Raw genomic sequence first — 17,538 nt, 5'->3', positions numbered from 1 at the left:
CCCGCGGGGGTGCGGGGAGGCCAGCAGTTGGTTAGATCGGCAGGTAGGGGCTGGGCTTGTCGTGCCAGCTGATCGTGAGTGCATCTCTTGCCCGAGTTGTCGCCACGAAGAGCAAGGAGCGAGCCTTGCGCTGCTCCCGCTCGTAGCGCGGCGGGTCCTCAGCGCGGTAGCGGTCGATTACGTGGGTACGAGGGATGATGCCGTCGCTGGCACCGACGATCGCCAGACGTTGGTACTCCAGGCCCTTGAAGCGGTGCATGGTGCCGACGTGGACTTCGCCGTCCCCCTTGGGGCCTTCCTTGGTGAGTTCGGCGCAGGTGATGCCGGCCTTCGTGATCAGGTAGTACATGGTCTGGCTGACCATGTCGCGATCGGCGACGCATACGGCGATGTGCCCGCTCGGGTCACGCGGAGAGCCGTTCTCGTCAGTCGAGAGTTCGCTGCGCCAGGCGGCGAGGGTGGTGGCGAGGCCGGCGAGTTCGTCGTCCCAGGTGCCGTACGGGGTGAAGGTAGGGGCAGGGCCGTGGAGCACGGACCGGTAGCCCGCGAGGTTGTCGGTGCCGTCATCGAGGTCGTCGTAGCCGCCCTTCGGGGCGGAGTTGCGCGGTTCGACGACGCGCAGCGCGTCGGCGAGGATCTCCTTGGTGGTGCGGTAGCTCAGGGTGAGGCGGGAGGACCGCCCGCGGATGTTGATGCCGAGAGCGCCGAGTGCGACCTGGTGGTCGTAGATGCGCTGGTGGGTATCGCCGGCGATGAACATGTCGTTGGGCAGGTCCGGGTCGGCCATGGCCCGAAGCATCTTCCAATGCGCGGGGCTGAGGTCCTGGGCCTCGTCGACGACGATGTGGCGGTAGCGGAAGCCGAGGTAGCGCATGCCCGAGCTGTTGTCGCGGTGGATGAGGTCCTTGCCGCCGACCTCCTCCTTGTACTCGCGGCGGGCCCGGATCTTCGCGGCACGTTCGATCTCGAAGCGGGCGGCGCGTTCGGAAGCCTGGCCCCAGGTCTCCACGCCGAGCTTGTCGAGACGGGCGGTGAACTGCTCGATCAGCTTCCAGATGTGGTTGCGCTCGGGCCGGGTCAGTGAGCGGCCCCGCCCGGCGCGGCGCGCCTGGAAGTAGGCGGAGCGCGTGGGTACGGACTGGCCGAGAATGACCTGCTCCCACTCTTCGAGCAGGAACTCCGCCTCCCAGCGGCGGTCGTCGAGTTCCGCGAGGAGCTGGCGCATCTCGTTCAGCGCCACGTTGTCGTAGACGCGCTGCCGGCCGCGGCCGGGCGCGGTGTTTTCGCCGAGCACTCGTGCGGCGAGCTGGTCGATGTGGGCGATCTCTACGCGGGCCAGCAGCTCGGGTTCGATGAGCGAGGCGAGGCGCAGCCGCAGGTCGGTGGTGAGGTTCTTCGTGAAGGTGGTCAGCAGGATCGGCTTGTCGTGACCAGGCGGCAGCTGTTCGGCCAGGTGCTTGACCCGGTGCAGAGCGACGATGGTCTTGCCGGTGCCCGGTCCGCCCGAGACGCGGGCAGGGCCGTTGTAGTGACGGTGGACGATGCGCTCCTGGGTGGGGTGGAGGAACACCTTCCAGGCACGGAAGTCGCCTTCGTCGATGGCGGCCTGCACAGCGTCGTCGACGGCGGTGACCTTGGTGCGGGTCAGGGCGGCGGCGAAGTCGCCAAGGTCCGGCTCGTGGCCGAGCTCGACGGGCTGGGTGATCTCCTTGCGGACCTCGTCGATGTCCATGCCGGCGGCCAGGCCGTACAGGACGTCCTTGGACAGCAGGGGGGCGCCCTCGACGAGCTGGTCCAGCTCGGTGCTGTCGGTGACCGAGAGGGCCAACTCGATGAGCTGGTCCGCGACGCCCAGGTCGCGCAGCTGTTCGGCGGTGTACGCGGCGAGCAGCGTCGGCGTGGCTGGAGGCTCTGCCGGTTCGACGGCGGGGGACGGCGCCGGTCCGACGGGTACTTCCGTCTGGTCCGGCTCGGCAGGAGTGAGGGTGATGCCAGCACGGCGCAGGGCGCTGTCGCCGACGACGGCCAGGTCGACGAACTCGATCTCGCCGGTGACGCGGTTGACCGCGACCTGGAGTTCCTCGTAGACGTCCCTGCGGTGGCGGACGGCGATGACCAGCCAGCTTTCGGTGCCATCCGCATCGACACCCGTGGGTGCGAGGAGGGCGCGGTAGGACTGGTTCACGCGGGCGGACCAGATCCGGGAGTCGCCCTTCAGCTTCTTGAGCTTGAACCCAGGAAGGCTTGGGTTCTTCCGGAAGTCGTGGCAGAAGTCGTAGAACTGGGCCTTGACCGAGCGGTCAAGCTTGTACAGCTCCTGTTCGGCCTTGCGGTACAGGCTGAGCCGGGCGGTCATCGGGTGGTGCCTTCCGTGTCGGGGAGCTGTTCGAGCAGCGTGTCGAGGTGGTCAAGCCAGTCGGCAGCCGTGCGAACGGTCCAGCCGTCCTGGGCGTACGCGGCGTCCCGGCGCTGAGCCTCGGGATCGTCGTCTCCGCAGTGGGCGGTAACCACGGCGATCTTGAGATCGGGGGTCTGCCACGCGAACTCGGCCTGCCAGCCGCTGGCGCCCAGTTCGAATCCGAAGACGGGTGCCTGCTTGCCGCGGTCGGCGAGGGATTCGGCGAGCCGAAGCAGATCGGGCGACGCCTCCGAGTCCTCGCGCAGGATCTCCAGGATGTCCTCGTCCCAAGCGGCGTCCCGGATGATCCGGCGCAGCGCCGCCTCGGCTGCCGAGTCCTCGGCCGGCTCCGGGACGGCGGGCTGGACGGCTGGCTCGACTGCCGGAGTGAGAGCAGCGGCGAGGGACTCGAGCTCGCCGAGTCCACCGCACACAGCGAGTACTTCGACCTCGAAGTCCGCCGCCTTGCTGCCTGCGAGCTGAACCCCGTCGCCTCCGGCGAAGGACAGGAACTGGGTGATGTTGGTCCAGTACAGCCAGGACCGCCATCGCAGCTTGTGTTCGTCCGTGTCGAGGACGGCATCCCTGTCGTCCAAGATGGCCAGTGCGGTCCACCGCAGGTTCTCGAGGTCTGCGGCATCCAGCGTGAACAGGATCGGTAGGCCGTGCTCATCCTGGGTGCGGAAGACGTGGACGGGTCCGATGCCCGTCGCGTCGGGGACGATTGGTTTGTGGTGCTGCTCGCCTGCCCCGAGTACTGCGAGCTGTTCGCGCAGCGCGGTGACGAGCTCGCTGCGCTTGCCTGTCGCGGCGACAGAGGCCGTTGCAGGCACGCCTGTGAGCCCGGTGACCAGCGCTCTTGCCCGGCGCGCCCAACGTGCGGCTTCCGGATCACGCAGGTAGGCGATCAGTGTGTCGATCGGGTTGGCGAAGACGGCCTCGCCGAAGTGGGCACGGTTGCCGCCGTACTGCTCGTACGCCGACTTCGCCCGCTCCTGAGCTGTGCCCCGGTACGGTGGCCACACCGGACGGGTGCGGCCCGGCCGCTGTTCGAACAGGTCGATGTCCGCCCACGTGATCTGGAAGACTAGCTTCCCGTCGGCGCGGAGCCGCGTGCGCTGAGCTGCGTTCTTCGCGATGAGGTTGTGTTCCCGGCTGGCGTGGAACCGGAAACCTTCGAGATAGACGTGGACGCTCTGCGTCGGCCCACCCACGCGCGTGAAGGTGAAGTCGGTTCGTGTGCCTTCGAGCTGGCGTTGGGCGGTGAGCCGCCAGTGCATGACCTCGGAGCCGTCGGTGAACCGCAGGTGGCCGCTGGCATGGCCATCCTCGTCCAGGGCCGCGTCGTCGGCGGCCTTCACCCAGTCCCGCAGCGCGGTCAGGAACCGGGCCTCCAGGTCGGACTCGACTTGAGCGTCCAGTCCGACCAGTCCGGTGTGATCCACATCGCTGACGTCCCAGCCGTCTTCGCCGTCGCCCTTGAACAGCAAGGATTCAAGCATGGTCAGCGCTGCCTGCCGCGAGACCACGTCCTGGAACTGCTCGGGGGTGTAGCGGTGCAGGCATCGATGGCAGGCCCGGCGCTGCTCCTCCGCGCATGGGCACGCCTTGAGCTGCTCGTACGCTCGGGCGAGCGTGTCACGGAAGGCGTTCCGGTCGGTGAGCCGGTCCAGGTAGCCGGTGCCTCCGGGCAGGCTGTCGAACAGCACCAGGAACCAGCGCCGCTCCCCGCTGTCGTTGTCCGGCATAGACGCCACAGTGGTGTCGAGGTGCTGGGGGTCGCCACCGAAGTGCAGGTCCACGCCGAGCCGCAGGGCGGCACGGAACGAGTGCACCTTGGCGTCCACGTCCGCGGTCGCGGCCGGGATGAGGATGCGCAGGGCCTCGGTCTCCAGCTGGTGGGCGAGCAGTACCGGTTCCTGGGTGACGCCGTCCTTCTTGCCGCGCCGCAGTGGGCACCACGGGCGGTGGTGCTTGAGCTGCGGAGCGCGGGCTGCAGCCGAGTCGAGGGCGTCGGTGTCATGGTCGAACACCGGCCGGCCGTCCGAGGTGGCAGCCCCGCAGGCGGTGCACACGTGAAACGGGTTCAGCCGTACCAGGTGCCCGGCAAAGTCGTCCCGGGCCGGAGCGTCGTAGCGGACGGGCCCCACATTGATCCGGCGGATCACGGCGCTGCGGCAGTAGTCGACCCCGAAGGTCTCGCGGTCATGCCGCCAGGAGAGGCCCCGCTCGATCTTTTCGACCGGGATGTCGACCGCGTCCACGACCGTGTAGGAACGGCGGTCGCGGTCGTCCTTGTCGTCGCGGATCCGGGCGTCTTCTCGCTTGTCCCGCGAGGTCACCGTGGCCGGCTCGACGATCTGGAACAGGCAGGAGCCGTCGTCGGCGATCTGGCTCGTCTTGCACCTTGGGCACGGCGAGCGGTCGGTGGCGGCGTCGTCGGTGCGGACGTAGCCGCAGCCCGGGCATACGCGCCACGTCCGCCACTCCTGCCGCCCGCCGGTGGACAGCTCCAGACCGGTGATCTCGTGCCGGTAGCCGTTGACGTAGAAGGTATTGCCCGGCGCCAGCTCCTGGAGGGCGAAGCGGCGGGGCCGCTCGTAGGGGAGGGTCTCGGAGGTGTACAGGACCTTCCCGGTCTTCGGGTCGATGCCGTCTTCCCCGTACAGGGTTGCCGACAGCGTGGTTGTCGAGTCGATCAGCGCGTAGTTCGGCAGCAGGCCCAGGTCGCAGAGCGCGCCTTGCGCCGAGGTCTCGCCCAGGTGGAGCAGTCGCTTGCCCACCCCGCGGCGCTCGGCGTCCAGCTCAGCCTTCTGGCGGGCCTGGTCCGGATCGGACTCGTGCAGATCGCCATGGGCCTCGTCGATCTGCCGTAGGCGAGCCCGCAGGGCGTCCTCTGCTCGCCGCCACTCCCGCTCCGCCTCCTCCACCTTGCTGCGCAGCCCGTGGGTTGCGTACTCCGCCAGGTCGGCCTTGGCCTGGTCGTTGACTCCGGTGGGGAACAGTCGCAGGAATCCCTTGACGAGCTCCGCGCCCTGGTCGATGGCCAGCTCCACCAGGTCGTTCAGGTAGCCGGACGGCCCAAACAGGCGAGGTGCCTTGTGCGGCAGCGCGCGCAGGACGATGCCGTCCGCCCGGACGAGGCGGCCGGCGGCAGCCAGATCCAGGAGGTGGGCCAGGTATTGCCGGCGCAGGATCTCGATGGCGGAGAGGTGGCAGCCGGGCGGCACGATGGTGCCGGCGATCAGGTCCTTCGGGCGTTCCAGGAAGTACAGGTCGCGGCGGCGCCGATCCGGGATGGTCAGTAGGAAGGCGTTGCCGGTGCGGCGCCCGGCCCGGCCAACCTGCTGGGCGTACGAGGCGGGACGGCGCGGCAGCGCGGCCAGCACCACTGCTGACAGGTCACCGATGTCGATACCCATCTCCAGCGTGGGGGTGCACGAGAGCACGTTGGGGTCCTTGAATCCGCCGCCGCGCTTGAACGCCTCCTCGACCTTCTCCCGCTGCTGGCGCTTGAGCATGCCGGTGTGCTCCGCCGTGACCACCTGGTACGTGCCCGCGCCGCGGTACAGGCGCCGGTAGTAGTCGTGCGTGTAGTCGCGGTCGCGGTGGTGTATACCCAGGCCCTCGGGTCGGTCGCCGGCCACCAGGCGGCCCGTTCGGCACCGGTAGGAGGGGCAGGGCTGGTCGTGCCACTGGTCTAGCAGAGACGGGTGGACCGTCTGCTCCCAGAAGCACACCGGACAGCGCACATACGAGGACCGCACCTGATCGTCGTCCAGGAGTTGGGCGACGATGCTGCCGGGCTTGAGCCCGTAGACCCGCACCGACGTGTCGTTCGGGGTGCGGACCGACACCAGGCCCATCGAGGCCAGTTCGGGCAGCAGCCGACTCCACAGCTCGGGCGCCAGCTCACGCGGCAGCTCCAGGCACCGCCCGGCCCACCGCTCGTACCAGGACAACCGTCCGGTCGCGAAGTCGAACTCGCTTCCGTTTTTGGTCTGCCCGAGCAGGAACACCGGGGCGGCGATCCCCTTGGGGAACGCACGCATGCCCGGCTCGCGCTTGCCCCAGATGTAGTACCTGCTGGTGCCCGCCTCGTCGATGTACTTGTTCAGCCACTGGTGGGCGACCGCACCACGGGTCCGCAACCGCTCGAGGAAGATACGTACGAACCCCAGGTACCGGGCGTCGTCCTGCGGCACGAGGGGCAGGCCGTCGCGTACACACTCCTCGTGGAGCTGCTTGACCAGTGCGATCACAGCTGCCGGATCGTCGATGCGGACCTGCGCGGCGGCGGTCCGGGTCAGCTCCAGCGTACGGCCGTTGCGCGACCGGAATCCGAACTCCATCAGGGTTTCGAAGGCGAGGCGTTGGCCGATGAGCCGCCAGGTCTTCAGGTCCCCGCCGCGGCCCTGTCCGGACAGCAGCCTGTCCACGCCCTTGAACCCGTGCAGGTCCGGTGGCACCACCGCGGAGAGGGTGTCCTTGTCCGTAGTCGCTTCGACCACGTTCGCGATCACGTCGTTGAGCGCGGTGGGCTCGTCATGCCGCAGATGGCCCGCCAGGAGAGCGCGGAGAGAGAAGGTGAACGAGCGGTTCGCCACAAACCCGGCTCGGTGGGCGGCATCCTGCACCGAGTCGTTGAACATCAGGGTCTTGTCCTCGTGGAGCTCCTCGTTGAGCTCCCCGCCGGTGAACAGCTGCGTGATCGACGCAGCAGCCATCGCAGCCGCACCAGTGCCGAGGTAGCGGATAGCGTTGCGCTCGCCGCACGCCGGACACCAGTCCTCCTTGGCCGCGGTGTTCGCCGTCTCCCCAAAGTTCACCAGCACGAAGGCCGAGTCACGGGCAGTGACCCGCGGCTCCTTGGTGTCCCGGTCGTAGTCGTTGAGGGGGTCGGGCAGCCGCAGCCGCTTTCGGGTGCCGTCCAGCACCATCAACGTTCCGCCTGCCCCCTGCGACGCTACCGAGCCGGCCTTGCCGCTGGTCGCCGTCATGAGCGCCGCGCCGGAACCTTCACGGGCTTCCCGGTCGGTTGCGGCGATCAGGTTCCGTACCCGCGCCTTGTCTTGCCCGAGGGACGACCGGCGGATCTTGTACGTGTCGAACTGGACGTCATGGTCATCGCTCTCGGGCGAGAACACCGCCCAGCCCGACCGTCCGCAGTCACGGCAGTAGACCGCCGGCAAAAACAGGTTGGCGCTTTGGCCAGAGGTGGCCGTTGTCACCGGAGCCGTACGCCCGCTGTCCGCCGCACTCGCATCCACCATGCCCGCCGCATCCCAGCGGAACTCAGCCTTGGGCCAGGGCAGCACACCGCGCAGAAGACGAGACACCGAACGCGCCCATTGGTGCACCTCGACCTGCACGAACGGCCGAGGCTCGGAAGGCGTGGACTCCGGATCGCGCGCGTGCGACAGCAGCGCGACAAACCGTGCCAGCGCCTCGGCGGCCTTCTCAGGCTGACGAGCCACCGCCTGCGACCAGCCGGCCGCACCGGCCCGCCACATCACATCCAGCACCTCGGCGCTGGTCTTCACCTCACCACTGAGCGCCTGCATCACCGCGCGGGTGAACAGGTGCCGCTTGAGGTTGGCACCGAGCACGAACGGATCGAGGTCACGGACATCCGTCACCTTCTCGATCAGGTCAAGCAGCGCCTCGTCGCCGGCAGTCGGGTCAGGCAGCGCCAACAGCTCGTCGGGGGTCGGCATCGGCTGCATGGTCACTTCGGTGAGAGGAGCGAACTCGTCCACCGACAGCCGGTTTTCCCCGACGATCGACTCCGCGGTGAACTGGGTGCCGAAGACGTGCGTCGCCACCTCCAGCAGCTGGCCCACTCCGTCCTCGTCCGTCCCCGAAGCGAGCGTCGCCGACGTCGCCACTGGACAGATCTTCCCCAGCGGCCGCCCCTCCTCCGACGCGCCGACGGCCGCCGCGAGCCGGCGCAGCAGCATCCCGACGTCCGTCCCCTGCGCGCCGTCGTAGGTGTGGAACTCGTCCACGACGACGTACTGGATATCCGACTCCCGCCACAGCGGCGCATCATCGGCACGCTGGAGCAGCAGGTCCAGCATTTTGTAGTTCGTGATCAGTACGTCCGGGGGCGACATCTGCATGTCTGAACGCCGCGTGCGCACCTTCTCGTACTGCGTCGCGGCCCGCTCGCCGATGTACAGCCCAGCCGACAGCTTTCCGAGCTCGGCGTTCTGCGTGAGCAGGTCGTTGATGCGCTGCGCCTGATCGGTGGCGAGGGCGTTCATCGGATACAGGAAGACCGCCTTGACGCCGGTCTTCCCCGCCTCGCGCTCCCGTCGGCAATGATCGAGCACCGGGTACAGGAACGACTCCGTCTTGCCGGAACCGGTGCCGGTTGTGACCAGCGTCGGCTGCGGCGTGTGCCCGTGCGCGGAAGTCAGCCGTGCGAAGGCGACGGCCTGGTGCGCGTACGGCCTGAACCCCTCCCGCTGCCATTCGAGATGCCGGCGCCAGTCCTCACCGGCCACGGTGAAGGGCGTTCTGATCCGCAGGTACGGCCCTCGGAACATCCCAGAGGTCTCGTCCCCGAGGAACCGGTGCAGGGCCTCGCGCGCGCCCTCGTCGGTCAGCGCGTAGGTGGTCGACAGGTACTGCAGCAGGCTCTCCTTGAGCCCCCGCGCCTGGAGCGTCGGCCTCATGACTGCGGCACCTCCTGCTTGACCGGATCCCATTCACCACGTGCCACGGCCTCATCCAGTCGCTTCTGGAACACGGCATGCGCCGCCCGCATCTCGGCCTCACGGTCCGCCTTGTGGAAGGGCGCGGTGTAGCCATCCGGCACTGGGGCCTTGGCGGGGTCGGCCCGGTACGCCTCGAACTGCGCCCAACTCTCCTTCGTCTGGCGCTGACCGATCGTGCGGGCATTGCCCGCAATCTTCCAGCCCTCGGAGTCGAACCAGGTCACGGCCTCGTACTTCTGGAGCACGGGGAAGCGGCCCCGGTACGCCGCGATGAGCGCGTCGGCATCCATGCCGAGCCATACAGCGACCAAGGCGTCGATCTCTACCAGGGCAGACCGGCGGGCTCGCTCGCTGCGGAGGGGTGTCTCGCGACGCCAGTCTGGGGACACATCGTGCAGCGGCTGAAGCCCAGGCCACTCGCCAGCCCACGGCTCGTAGGCGGGCCAGGTCGGGTCGTACAGCGTCGCCCAGAGATCCGCGTAGGCGCGGGTGAGACAGTTGAGCCGCAAGGTGCGGAGGAGGAGGGCCGAGGCAAGGGGATGAGTAGGGGTGGGAGCGGGCATGACTCTAGCGCCCTTGACCTGAAGGTCGCCCCGACCGGTTGCCCGGAGAAAATAGTCGAGCGGAAGCGAGGCCCAGAATCCGCTGACTAGCGCAGTGAGATGGAGATCCGGCATGGCAAGACTGTGCACGGCGTGAATGTGTGTTGTGCCTGGTGGTACGAGAGCGGCGTAGAGCGCACGCTCAGTGTTTGGGGCAATCATCTTGCGCCATGCAAGACGGTGAAAAGTGGCGTACCTGCGCTGAGCTCTCTCCACCAGCACGGCGTCGATCTGCGCTGGAGTCGCCTGCCCTTCCGGGATCTGATACGCCTGAGCGACCGTCTTCCGTGCACGGCGGATCGCAGTGTCGCAAGTACGCAGGCGCGTAAGGGCCTGATGGTCGGTCCACCGTTCCTGCTCTGAGAGGTAGGCACGGTTCCTGCCCTTCGCCCGTACGTAGGCGGTGTCGGGCACGAAGTCGTCAGCGAGAGCTACGAGATCAGCGCCGTATGCGTCGTTGCTGTTGGCGTCGTGCCGCTTGAACACGGGGGTAGCCACGCTAAGTTGCGTGCCCTTAAGTACTACATGTCGCCAGCGGTTCGGCTGGTACTCTCTGCCGGTGTTCGGGTCGGGTCGGTTGTAATCGATGAGGTTGTCCTTCTTGGCGCCGCTCTCGTGGTATCCCGAGGAGATCCGCGCAGCCGAGCCAAGTCGCACCGGATAGTCAGCCAGCGCCTGGATCGCTGCCGATTCCCCAGTACTGACGGGAAACAGGAGGCGGGCCTGCTCGATGGGCTGGCCGGTTTCGTTCAGCAGGCGCTGCCAAACAGACAGTTGCTGGGTGTCGACTCGAATTACACGGGCTCTGTGAGGACGCTCATCGAACTCACCGTTGCGGTATCGGACCCCCGGCACCTCGCCGGAACCGTCGTGCTCGGCCGAATGCCGCAGGGCGTCTGTTGAGACCAGCCACGAAAGATGATCGAAGGCGATTTCCTTAGGCTGGCCGTAGACGTGCACGCCAAAGTGAGCTGTGTGGCCAACCGGCTCGGGGAAGAAACGCTGTCCAGCGTTGACGAAGTCTCCGTGCACGCGCAGACGGCCGTATGCCGCCTCGCGGAGGTTTCCTTCATTATCTCCCGTAAAATGGGTGTCCGGGTGAACCATCCCGGCAGTGCCTCGCAGTGAGGAATGCGCCCAAACTTGGGACATGAATGCCCGGTAGAGATCTGGCTGGGTTCCTGTCAGCAATGGGTACATCTGTGGCGAACCGAAAACGGCGACCTGGGCGGTTGTATTCGTCAGCTCGCCGACCACGTAATGATGAGCCTCGGCGGACTCAAGAACCTTCTGGCGGCGTCGCTCCTTCTCGGCCACGGACGCTTTTTCCTGCAGCTCGAACCACGGCTCGTGCTCGGCAAGCACCGCAGACTCGTTCCACCGAGGGCGCACCCACGGAGGATTTCCGACCTGGAGGTCGAAGCCGCCGGTGCGCGCGAAGACGAGGGCGTACTCCAGCTCCCAGTGCAGGAAGCCCTGCTCCTCGGCGATGTCCCGCGTCTCCCGGAGCCACGGGAAGCGGTCCTCCGGATTGCCGGCGTCCATGCCCATGAAGCCGGGGAGCGTTTCCTCGTAGCTCTTGAGTTCCTCCAGACTCGTGAAGCGGTCGATGAGCGTGCCTTCAGGCACGTCGGACGTGCCCAGCATGGCCTCCAGGAATTCCAACCAGTCCTCGAGGTCTTGAAGCGGGACGATGGATCGTCGTGTGGGCGTGCTCGATTTGGGCGCTGCGGGCTTTCCTCCGCCCTTGGCCTTGACTTCCTGCACCTCCACGATCGCGTTGTCCGCTGTCAGCTCGAGGTCCGCGAGGCTGGTCTGCTCGGGGCCGAGCGAAAAGAGTGCCGTCGCCTCGACAAAGCGTGGCCCGGAGCTTCCGGGTGGGGCCTGTGCTCCCGGTGTGTCCGCTGGGGCCGGCGGTTCCATGGGGAGCGGTGCGCCCTCGAGCACCCTGGTCAGGCCGTCTACCTCCGTGACCGCAGAGTGCACCGCGTACTCGCTCGCCGTGCCGTCCAGTAGGTCAGCCTTGTCGGCAGGCCAGAACCACAGGGCGCACCAGGCGTCCATGATCTTCTTCAGTCGCCAGTAGGGGGTGTCCGCGGCGTTGAAGAGATCTTCGAGGACCTTCTCCTTGGGCATGGCGTGCTTGGGGCGTTGGAGGAAGCCGTACTCCGGGTCGTCGGGGAATGCGCCCCACACGTCGATGCGGCGTGCGATGGCTTGCTCAGAGAGCTCCATGCGCTTGGCGACCAGTGTCCAGAGGAACTCCGCCCGCCGGGCAGCATCACGCAGCCGGGTGAACTGTGACGGCGCTTCCGGCTTCGGCTCCTTGGTCTTGGGGTTGAGCTTGGGGCTGCCGTCCTTGTTGAGGTGGGCGGTGCTGCGTTTCGGTCGCTGGAGGATGCCCTTCTTCCAGGCTGCGAGATTCTCGACGTCCTCCTTCGCGAGCTCCTTCGCTTCCTTCGAGCTTGCGACCGCCGCCCACCCGGGGCTCGGCAGAAGGAACTGATGCACCGCGTCCTGGGGGAGGGGCTGGGGCTTGCCGTCGTCGAGGAACGGAAGCGGCGTCGGGGCCAAAGCTCCCTTGGCCTTGAGCCATTCCTTGTCGGTGACGTCGTCCGCCGGGAATACCGCTCGCCGTGCGCCGATCAGCGAATTGCCGCGCCGCAGGTGCAGGCCGAACCACGGCGCCCGCATGCCTGGATGCATGGTGTTCAGCCAGAGTGACACCTCGGCGAGCTCGACGCCCGTGCGGTTGAGGTCGACACCGTACGCGTTGTGGAGGGCGATGTATGCCTTGACCTTCTGCTTCTCGGCGAGGGCGTCGGCAGTCGGGATGCTTGTGCGGCGCTCTTCCTGGCGACGCCGCAGGTACTCCTCGGCCACTTGGTTGATGGCCTCGTTGAGGAAGGCTCCGGAGCCGAGAGCCGGCTCGCAGATCTTGTACTTGAGTAGCTCGGCGGCCCTCGTCTTGACCACGTTGCCGTCGGCGTCACGTTCCTGGTCCAGACGGTGCTTGAGCGTGAGCTCTACCGTGACCTGCCTCAGGGATTCGGGTGTGTAGTACGAGGCGGAAGTCTCCCGGTCACGGCCGGCGAGGCGGTAGACGAAGGAACCCTTCTCGTACTTCTTGACTCCCCGCAGGTTCTTGCGGGCGTCTTCCTCGCCGTAGTGGACCAGGGTCTTGTCCGGGTACTGGTCCTGCTTTCGAGAGGGGATCAGCCAAGAGCCCTTCTCCGGGTCACCGCCCTTGGCGACCTCGCACAGTTCCTCCTCGGCGATTCTGCCCGTGTAGGACATCAGGCCTTCGTAGACAGAGCCGAGCTGGTCGATGCCGAGATTGCGGTACGAGATGAAGCCTCCGCGCTCGCCACGCTTGCCCCTCTTCATCGTGAGCAGGCGGAGCACCTCGTGCAGGGCGGAGTTCCGCAGACGCAGGTCGAGCCAGCGTGGGTCGCTGTCCTCATCGCTGCGGGGGTCGACGACGTTTCGGCCGATGAGTCGGACGGCTGAGGGCTCGAAGAGTTCGCTGCGCAGGGGTTCGAAGCGCAGGCCACGGTCCTCACTGCGGCGGGCGGCCTTCGCCCTGAGGGTCTCTGCGTCGTCGCCGGGCTGATCGTCGTCGTCCTCGGTGCCGTACGCCCGGTGGCCGAAGTTGACCTTGTTGAAGAGAACGCTCAGGGATTCGTACAGGTGGAAGCCGTTGCGGGCCTCTTCCTCGACGAGCTCCTCGTCGCGCTCGACGAGCTCACGCAGGCGGGCCATGGAGTAGCCGGCCTCGTAGCTGCCGTCGTCGGCAGGGAGAATGCCCAGCTCGGGTCGAGCCTCGGCGTAGAGGAGGAACAGGATCCGGTAGAGGTAGCGAAGGCTCTCGCGGGTGAGTTCCCGGGCAAAGGGGATCTTCGGGCTTTCGATGTCGGCTGGGGTGACGTCGTTCTTCGGCTCGGCCATCCGCTGAAGCACTTCGTTGGCGATGATCTCGACCGAGCGCTGAAGACCGTGGCGAACGTCGCCGGAGACGCCGGCAGCGTTGGCGCTGGAAGACTTCAGCAGCGCGTCGATGGCCCGGCTTTGGTCGTTCTCGCCGGGACGCAGCATCTCCAGGCTGAACAAGGCGGCGATGGTCGCGAGTTCGCCCTGCTGGCTACGGTCGTTGCGTTCCAGCGCCGCGTCGAGGTTGACCGCTAGGTAGCGGCCCTCATTGAAGGACTGCCGGTCGGCCAGGACGAGGACACCGCCGCACAGCAGCAGTACGAAGCGGGGACGGGGCCCGCCAGCCTCCCCGAGCTCGCTCTGGAAGAGCCAGGAGGCCAGGGCTGGGCCGGTCTCGAACGTCTCGCTCGCGCTCACCCGGAGAGGGGACAGTAGGCGGCCAGCGCCGTCGGCATCGAGGGCGGCGTCGTTGTCGGAGGCCCACCCGCAGTCCAGGGCGACGATGCCGTGGCCGTGGTACGCCGCAGTCAGAGTGTGATCACGTCCTGCACGGTGGACCGTGACCTCGGTAGGCGTGGACTCGAAGCCGAGGGCGCCCAGGACTGTCTGGTGCCACTCCGCGAGTCGCTTGCGCCACTCAGCCTTGTTGTGGGTGTTCAACCGGGCTTCGTCGCCGGCGTCACGGTCGGCGGCATCGGCGAAGTAGCCGCGTACGTCTTCTGCGAGATAGGTGCCGCGCAGGCCGCGCAGCATTTCGCGGGGTGTGCGGCGAGGGTCCTTCTCGTCGCCCTCGCGCAGGGCCCAGGTGGTGAAGAGGCCCTTCTTGAGGTCGGTGCCGAGCTGTTCGGCGAAGTAGTGCGCGGACAGGTACTCACCGCGGTTGCTGAAGGAGTCGAAGTCCATGCTCATCAGGCGGTGCCTCCTTCAGTGGCGTTGAGCGGTTCGAGGACGGCGAGCAAGCGCAGCATGGGCTCGCCCGTCGTCTCCAGGGACTTGATCAGCTTCAGCCGGCGGTTGGCGCTGAGATTGACCCCGCGCTTGCCCGTGCCGTCCGCGGAGAAGATGGCTTCCTGCTGCCAGTGGACGACCCGCTTGCGGTACGGGGCGAGTGTCTCCTCGATCTGTCGGCGGTAGCCCTCCCTGAGCTTCACGAGGTGCCGTTCCGCTTCCTCGATGGCAGTGGGTACGAGTGCGGTGAGGCCGTCGATGTCGAGCGGCATGGACCGGCCGGGCATGGACGGGCCCACGCCGTACTGCTCCAGCACATCAGCGGTCAGCGACGTGACCTCGGGCGCACCGGGGAGGCCGTGAACGGCCATCCACTCGACGAGGGTCGGGCGACCCAGCGCGTTGGAGCAGATGCCCTGGACCAGGAAGGTCGGGGTGTCCACGGCGGCGGCGAGTACCGGGGCCTGGTGGCGGCCGATCTCCACGAGCACCTTGTCGGTCAGCCAGTCCATGACCGGATGGACGTCGGTGACGTAGGAGATGTTCGGCCACTGGGACTTGGAGGACTCCCGCGCCGCCTTCAGCCGTGAGGCCGCGAGGTCCTTGGAGAAGGTGATCCGCATACGGCCCGGCTCGTTCTTCCTGGGCATGATCTGCTGCTCGTCCAGGTAGGACTTGGGTAGCGCCTTGAGCCGGTACAGCAGGTCGCGCGGAGGTTCGAACGCGATGGTGCCGTCGTCGTCGCGGCGCAGGGACAGCTGGTCCTCGGGGTTCGGGCGGCAGACCTGGCGAAGCGCCTCGTCGAAGTAGCTGGCGGTGGAGTCGAAGAGGCTGGGGATGTTTGCACGGCGGATCTCGGGGTGTTCCGGCACGGCACCGACCTGTCCGAGGAGACCGGCGAGGAACGCGGCACCGCCCTGCTGGGACTGCTTGAGCGACTCTTCGACGGTCCGGCCCGCGATCAGGTCCTGGGTGAGGCGGTTTTCTTCCTCCTTGGCCCGGTACAAGCCGGTGACCGCCTCTGCCGACCCCTCGATCTTGTGTGCCTCCTCCTCGCGCTTGAGGAGCTTCTCGCCCACCAGCCGGTCGTCCAAGGTGCGGGGGTGGCCGGTCGAATCGTCCGTTCGCCATGGGACGTCGCTGGTCAGGATCAGTGCCCGGAACTGCGGCTGGTGCTCCTGGCCGTAGCGGTCGATGCGGCCATTGCGCTGTTCGATGCGGATCAGGGACCAGGGCAGGTCGAAGTGGATCAGCCTGTGGCACTGCTGGTGCAGGTTGACACCCTCGGAGGCGACGTCACCGGTGAACAGAATACGGACCGGATCGTCGCGCAGCCCGAACTTCTCGACGATGGCCTGCTGCTCCTCGTCGCTGGTGGCCTCACCATGCATGACCTGCACTGCGCCGCCGAACGCCAGCCAGGGCTTGTTCGCGTCCGTGTCGGCGCCTCGCGGGAAGCCAAGGAGGGTCGGGACTGCCTGGGCCAGCCACTTCAAGGTGGGGATGCGTTCGGAGAACACCACCACGCGGGCGTCCGAGCCCGGCCCGACCCCCATCGTCTGCAGCTCGTCCACCAGCGCGGTCAGCTTCGCGGAATCCTCGTCCTGGATCTGCTCGGCCAGGGTCCGCAGGTCCAGCAGAACGGCGAGTTCCGCCTGTCGTGCGGCTTCCCGGGCACCGTCCTGCGGTGCGTCCAGGGTCTTCAGGCGCGTCTTGACCGTTTCCAGCAGGGCCCGGTGCGAGGACAGAAAGGACTTCAGCAGCTGGTACGGCACGAGCTGGTTCCGACTGACTGAGGGATGGTCCGGATCACCTGGAATCCAGCGGGTGGCCAGCTCTTGGAAGACAGCCAGCTCCTTCTCGCCGGCCGGCACGTGGATGGGCTGCGAGGGGCCACGGTCGGCCCAGGCTCCCTTCAGCGAGTCGCGCACCTCGGCGGAGGTCTTCGTGCGTCGGATGTACAGGTGGCCGAGGTCTTCCACCTCGTAGGCGGAGGGGTTCGCGATGGCGGCTTCGTCCAGCATCATGACCAGCTCGGCGAAGGACTCGGCGCGGCCGTTGTGGGGTGTGGCCGAGGCCAGCACCAGGGCGTCGGTCTTGCGGGCGAGCAGGCGGGCGAGCTCGTTGTTCTTCGTGCCGCGGTTGACCAGGTTGTGGGACTCGTCGATGACGACGGCGTCCCAGTCGGTGTGCTCTAGGTGGTGTGCGTAGACGGCGCTCTTGAGGGTGTCCACGGAGATGATCGCGCGCTTGAAGTACGCGAACGGGTTGCGGCCGGCGGGGATGTCTTGCTGGATGCGCTGGATGCCTGTCGAGTCCAGGCGGACGAGGGGGATGGCGAAACGGGTCCACAGCTCGCGCTGGAACTGCTCCAGCACGTGCTGCGGGGTCACCACCAGGATCCGCTCGCCGCGGCCGCGGCGAATAAGCTCTGCCAGCAATACCCCGATCTCCAGGGTCTTGCCGAGGCCCACCACATCCGCGATCAGGATGCGCGGCTGCGGGTTCTTCATCGACAGCGCGAGTTCGGCAGGACGGAGCTGGTGCACCTGCTGGTCCATGAGGAAGCCGTCGGCAAGTGCCAGCCCGTGCTCGGTCTGCGGCAGGAACGTCTTGCGGATCACGGACTCTAGGAACAGCCGGCCGCGTCGGTGGTTGGGCGAGTCGTCCGGGACGAGCCGCGTCTCGCGCGGGTCCAGGACCTGGATGTCGTCGAGCCGGCTGTAGAACACGGCGTCGGTGCCGCGGACGAACGAGGAGATGCCAGTGACCTCGACCATCCACCCGTCGAGCTTGGTGTCCTTGCAGTTGCGGACGAGCCACAGTTCGTCACGGATCAGTACCTGAGCTTCCCGGCGCGTAGCCGGATGAGGCAGGACCTGTCGGCCGGTCCGGAGCATCGTCGGGCCTCCAGGCGTCCCACACTGCATCGCCCTGG

Annotated in this window: 4 protein-coding genes; all 4 read right to left on the bottom strand. The window is 67.4% G+C overall.

Annotation, left to right across the window (positions count from 1 at the left end):
- Positions 1-31: 31 nt before the first annotated feature.
- Genes AC2RP6_RS07030 through AC2RP6_RS07015 form a run of 4 tightly spaced genes read right to left on the bottom strand, consistent with a single transcriptional unit; the run spans position 32 to position 17,500 of the window.
- On the bottom strand, positions 32-2,356 hold the full coding sequence (locus AC2RP6_RS07030) for a UvrD-helicase domain-containing protein (protein ID WP_486445397.1): 2,325 nt from the start codon (positions 2,354-2,356) through the stop codon (positions 32-34).
- Positions 2,353-9,078, bottom strand: a complete 6,726-nt coding sequence (locus tag AC2RP6_RS07025) for a DEAD/DEAH box helicase (protein ID WP_486445396.1) — start codon at positions 9,076-9,078, stop codon at positions 2,353-2,355. Before AC2RP6_RS07025 ends, AC2RP6_RS07030 begins: the two co-directional genes overlap by 4 nt.
- A complete protein-coding gene (locus tag AC2RP6_RS07020) occupies positions 9,075-14,561 on the bottom strand; it encodes a hypothetical protein (RefSeq protein WP_486445395.1) in 5,487 nt (1,828 codons plus the stop codon). The genes AC2RP6_RS07025 and AC2RP6_RS07020 overlap by 4 nt, the downstream gene beginning before the upstream one ends.
- On the bottom strand, positions 14,561-17,500 hold the full coding sequence (locus tag AC2RP6_RS07015) for an SNF2-related protein (RefSeq protein ID WP_486445394.1): 2,940 nt from the start codon (positions 17,498-17,500) through the stop codon (positions 14,561-14,563). Before AC2RP6_RS07015 ends, AC2RP6_RS07020 begins: the two co-directional genes overlap by 1 nt.
- Positions 17,501-17,538 lie beyond the last annotated feature (38 nt).

The organism is Streptomyces sp. WAC03905 (assembly GCF_057371075.1).
Note: the sequence above shows the minus strand (reverse complement) of the source record. Positions and strands in the feature narration are given on the sequence as shown.